The sequence below is a fragment of the bacterium genome (assembly GCA_035703895.1).
Lineage (GTDB): Bacteria > Sysuimicrobiota > Sysuimicrobiia > Sysuimicrobiales > Segetimicrobiaceae > Segetimicrobium.
Genome location: DASSXJ010000061.1, coordinates 1 through 3,873, shown reverse-complemented (window position 1 = coordinate 3,873; position 3,873 = coordinate 1). Strand labels below are relative to the sequence as shown.

5 protein-coding genes are annotated in these 3,873 nt (G+C 66.8%); all 5 read right to left on the bottom strand.

Annotated elements, in window-relative coordinates; genetic code table 11:
• A partial coding sequence (locus VFP86_04445; GenBank protein ID HET8998874.1) for an ATP-binding cassette domain-containing protein occupies positions 1 to 275 on the bottom strand: 275 nt, incomplete at its 3' end.
• Complete coding sequence (locus tag VFP86_04440; GenBank protein ID HET8998873.1) at positions 272 to 1,009, bottom strand: ABC transporter ATP-binding protein; 738 nt, start codon at positions 1,007 to 1,009, stop codon at positions 272 to 274. The genes VFP86_04445 and VFP86_04440, both read right to left, overlap by 4 nt.
• Positions 1,009 to 1,971, bottom strand: a complete 963-nt coding sequence (locus VFP86_04435; GenBank protein ID HET8998872.1) for a branched-chain amino acid ABC transporter permease — start codon at positions 1,969 to 1,971, stop codon at positions 1,009 to 1,011. Before VFP86_04435 ends, VFP86_04440 begins: the two co-directional genes overlap by 1 nt.
• Before the next feature lie 8 nt (positions 1,972 to 1,979).
• Positions 1,980 to 2,867, bottom strand: coding sequence for a branched-chain amino acid ABC transporter permease (locus VFP86_04430; protein HET8998871.1), 888 nt, complete (start codon positions 2,865 to 2,867; stop codon positions 1,980 to 1,982).
• A 25-nt stretch (positions 2,868 to 2,892) separates the two neighbouring features.
• On the bottom strand, positions 2,893 to 3,873 hold a 981-nt coding region (locus VFP86_04425; GenBank protein HET8998870.1), incomplete at its 5' end, for an amino acid ABC transporter substrate-binding protein.

The window sequence follows — 3,873 nt, the reverse complement described above, 5'->3', positions numbered from 1 at the left end:
GGGACGTGGGCGATGCCGAGGCCGACGATCCGTTCCGCGGAGAGGGCGGTGATCTCCAGGCCGTCGAAGCGCACCGATCCGCGCCACGGCCGCAGCAGCCCGGAGACCGTCCGGAGCAGCGTGGACTTCCCCGCGCCGTTTGGCCCGATGAAGGCGACGACTTCCCCGGGGTGGACCTCGAGCGAGACGTCCCACAGCACCTGCACCGCCCCATACCCAGTGTCGAGGTCGTCGACCTCGAACAGCGGTCCCGCCGCGGGCACGGCCCGTGTCATGGCGAGGCTCCGGCGGTCGTGCCGAGGTACGCGCGGATCACCTCAGGATCCGCGGTCACCTGGGCCGGGGTGCCCTCCGCGATTTTCCGGCCGTGGTGAAGAACCACGACCCGGTGGCTCAGCCCCATCACCGCACGGAGGACGTGCTCGATCACCATGATCGTGATGCCCAGCGTGTTGACTTGGCGGAGCATCGCCATCGCCGCATCGACCTCGGTGGGCGTCAACCCGGCCATCACTTCGTCCAAGAGCATCAGACGCGGACGGAGGGCCAGCGCCTTCGCCAGTTCCAGCCGCCGCAGGTCCGGCGTCGTGAGCGCCCGCGCCGGGAAGTCCCGTTTCGGTCCCAGCCCGACGGTCGCGAGCACGTCGTCGGCCTCACGCAGCGCGGCGGCCACCCCCGACGCGTGGCCGGCTCGAAAGAGCGCCGGGACGGCGACGTTCTGGCGCACGGTCATGTTCCTGAAGGGCTGGGCGATTTGGAAGGTACGGGCGAGCCCCAGGCGGGCGATCGCCGGAGGACCCAGACCGGCGAGCCGGCGACCGTCGAATGTGAGCGTTCCTCCCGTGGCGGACTCCATGCCGGTGATCAGGTTCACCAGGGTGGTTTTGCCCGCTCCGTTCGGACCGATGAGCCCGACGATCTCCCCTGGTTCGATCGCGAGGTCCACGTGATCGACCGCCACGAGCCGGCCAAACAGCTTGGTGAGCCCCCGACCCTCGAGGAGCGCCATCAGATGCGGTTTTCCCGGAGTTCGGTGCGAATCGCTTCGATGAGCCCCCCGCGCGCTTGAAAGATTTCAGCCAGCCCCCTGGGGGCAAAGATCACGAGCAGGCAGACGAGCGCCCCGAAGAAGACGTTGTGCAAGAAGATCGAGATGTTGGTGAGGACCACGTCGAGGCTCTTGAGGATGACGGCCCCGGCCAGCGGCCCCAGCGCGGTTCCCGGTCCACCGAAGATCGTCATGACGACCGCCTGGATCGTGAAGTCAATGTTGAACACGGTGGGCGGGTCGATGAACGTGAACCAGTACGCGTAAATCCCGCCCCCGATGCCGAAGAAGAACGCGCTCGCAGCGTAGGCGAAGATTTTGAACGGGAGCGGGGCCACGCCTAGGACCTGCGCGGCGTCCTGGTTCTCGCGGATCGCCGCGATAGCATACCCCACTCGCGAGCGGGGGAGCACAAACCCCACCGCGACTGCGACGATCAGCCCCGCCAGCATCCAGTAGTAGAACGTGGTGAAGCTCCGGACCGGCGGGAGGTTCATCCCGGATCCGCCACCGGTGACGTCGAGGTTCGACGCCAGTTGCTGGAGGACGATCATGAACCCAAGCGTGGCGACGGCGAAGTAATGGCCGCGGAGGCGTAGGAGGACGGACCCCATGGCGACGGCGGCCGCGATCGACAAGATCCCGCCGGCGGGAAGCGCCGCCGCGAACGGAAGGTGGACGCGCAACATCAGGATCCCAGTCGTGTAGGCGCCGATCCCGATGAACGCGGCCGCGCCGAAGTCCGGATATCCGGTGTAGCCGCCAACGATGTTCCAGCCCGAGGCGAGCATCCCGAACATAAAGATCCCGGTCACCACCCGGATGTAATAGGTGCCGGCGACGCTCGGTAGCACCAGCGCCGCGGCCAGGGCGGCAGCGGCGAGGATCGCGCCCGCAGGGCCACCCAGCCCCCGCGCCGTCACCCGCAGCACTATCCGCGGAACCGTTGCGCGCGGCCGAGGAGCCCGGCAGGACGCACGAGCAGGACGAGGATGAGCACGCTGAAGGCGATGATGTTGTCGAAATTTGGCCCAAGCCACGAGGCCGCATAGGTCTGCAGGAGGCCGAGGAGCAGGCCGCCGAGGAGCGCTCCCGGCACGCTGCCGAGCCCCCCGAGCACGCACGTGACAAAGGCGACGAGCGTGTACCCGGCGCCCATCGACGGGAAGATCGGGAAGCTCAGGCTGATCAGGCTGCCGGCGATGCCCGCGGTCGCCGCCGCGATGCCGAAGGTGAGCGCGTAGACGTGCGCGATCGGGATCCCCATGAGGCGCGCCGCTTCCTGGTCGGAGGCGGTCGCCCGGATCGCGCCGCCCAGGCGCGTGCGGGTCATGACCAGCTGGAGTGCGGCCGCGGTCAGGAGGGCGATCAACAGGCTCACGACCCGGACCACCGGCAGCGCGATCGGCCCTAGGGCAACGCTCCACCCGGAGTAGGAGGTCGTCACCGACCTGATATCGGCCGTCCACGCGGCCAGCGCGAGGTTGGTGATCAGCAGTTCGAGGCCGAACGTGAGCAGAAACGTGATGAAGAACGACGCCCGGACGACCTGGTTGATCACGATGCGCTGCAGAGGGTACCCGAGGGCGAAGAGCAGCGCCCCAGTGAGGGGAAGCGAGAGAAGGGGGTCGATGTGGTACAGCGTGAAGAGCCAGTACGTGACATAGGCCCCCAGCATGACGAGGGCGCCGTGGGCGATGTTGATGACGTTGAGGATCCCCCACACCAGCGAGAATCCCACGGCGACCGTGGCATAGGTCCCGCCGATGAGGAGGCCGTTGATCGCGTTCTGCAGCGCGATCTGCGCCGCGGCGCTCACCCTCTACGCTGCTGGGATTCGGACCCTACTGGCGTGCCGTCCAGAGCGGCGTCGGATAGATCGCCTTCGCCGAGGCCACGTCCGCCGGCCAGATGGTCATCACCTGTCCGTGCTGGATCTGCACGGTGACCATGGGCTTATAGACGTTGAGGCCATCCGCATTAAACTTGATGCGCCCGTAGAACGTCATGACATCCAGCGACGCGAGTGTGTCGCGCACCTTCTGGGGATCCAGGCTACCCGCCTTCTCGATCGCGAGTTGCAGGGTCAGCCCCCCGGCGGCGCTCTGTGCGGCGTGGTAGTCGGGGATGTACCCGTACCGGATCTGGAAGAGCTTGGCGAAGTCCTGCGTCGAGCCGAACAGCGGCCCCGCATACTTGACGTCCTGCGTCCACTGGGACGACGCAAAGACATACTCCGCGGCCGGCCCGAGCGACTTCACGAAATCGGGGGTCGTCGGCCCCACGGTAAACCCAAAGAACTTGACGTTCACGGCGAGGGTCTGGGCCTGCTTCATCGCGACCAGGCTCTCCTGCAGGTGGCCCGACCCGATCAGCACGTCTGGATGGAGTGACTTGATGCTAGTGAGCGGAGCGCTGAGATCCGGAGCGTTCGAGGGATACTTTTGGAAGTAGACGACCTTTAGGCCGTTGTGCTCCGCCCAATCCTTGGCCCCGTTGGCGACCTCGAGCGAGAACAAATCGTCCGCCGACAGGATCGCAACCGTCTCGGGCCTGGGCTTGAGCGAGGTGGCCGCCTTGAGCATCGCCGCCGCGTAATCGTCGGCGGGGCTGGTGATCCCGAAGACGTACTTGTACCCTTGCTGGAAGATCCGGCGGGCGGCGCCGTTCGCCTCCACCATGGGCGATTTGTACTTCTCGGCGATCGCGGCGTCCGCGAAGGTCACGGGGCTTCCGTACGGGCCCAGCACGAAGTTCACTTTGTCCTGGGTGATCAGTTTGTCGGTCAGCTCTGCCGAGGTCGGGGGCTTGCTCTGATCGTCGTA

Bases quoted from the DNA above. Each gene is read 5' to 3' on its own strand.
- VFP86_04440 (HET8998873.1), bottom strand. From the start codon at position 1,009: ATGGCGCTCCTCGAGGGTCGGGGGCTCACCAAGCTGTTTGGCCGGCTC.